This window comes from Mycobacterium sp. E3251 (assembly GCF_001666835.1).
Taxonomy (GTDB): domain Bacteria; phylum Actinomycetota; class Actinomycetes; order Mycobacteriales; family Mycobacteriaceae; genus Mycobacterium.
Map to the genome: position 1 here is coordinate 1 of NZ_LZJF01000191.1, position 630 is coordinate 630.

The following is a 630-nucleotide window of genomic DNA, read 5'->3' on the forward strand; positions in this document are numbered from 1 at the left end:
ATCTCGACGATCCCGTTCGGCACCAAGACCGGCGAGATCGAGATGGACGGGCAGCGGGTCGCCGTCCCCGTCGCGACGGATCAGATGAAGATGATCGCCAAGCTGTCCGGCGGGCAGTCTTACACCGCCGGCAACGTCGCCGAGCTTTCCAAGAGCTACAACGCGATCGAGAAGGACATCGGCTACCGCACGGTGCCGGGGCCGGGCAGCGCCGGGTGGTTGCGCCTGGGCGTCATCACCGCCCTGATCGCGACGGCGCTGGCGCTGCTGATCAACCGGCGGCTCCCGGTCTGATCGCTCAGGAGGGCAGCCGGCGGTTGAGGAACAAGCCGGCCAGGATGGCGCCGGCCATCGCGACGGCCCCCAGCAGCATCCACGCCAGGCTGGCGTCGCCCTTGACGGTCTCGTAGCCGATCTGGCGCTGCCCGGCCCCGGCACCGTGCGGTAGCCGATGTCCTTCTCGATCGCGTTGTAGCTCTTGGAAAGCTCGGCGACGTTGCCGGCGGTGTAAGACTGCCCGCCGGACAGCTTGGCGATCATCTTCATCTGATCCGTCGCGACGGGGACGGCGACCCGCTGCCCGTCCATCTCGATCTCGCCGGTCTTGGTGCCGAACGGGATCGTCGAGAT

The 630-nt window shown here is 67.8% G+C and carries 2 pseudogenes; one reads left to right on the forward strand and one right to left on the reverse strand.

From position 1 onward, the window contains the following. Nucleotides 1–294 (forward strand): annotated as a pseudogene (locus tag A5697_RS23750) (hypothetical protein); the annotation flags it as partial. A 4-nt stretch (nucleotides 295–298) separates the two neighbouring features. Here the strand turns inward: A5697_RS23750 and A5697_RS28830 are convergent. Then, nucleotides 299–630 (reverse strand): annotated as a pseudogene (locus A5697_RS28830) (hypothetical protein); the annotation flags it as partial.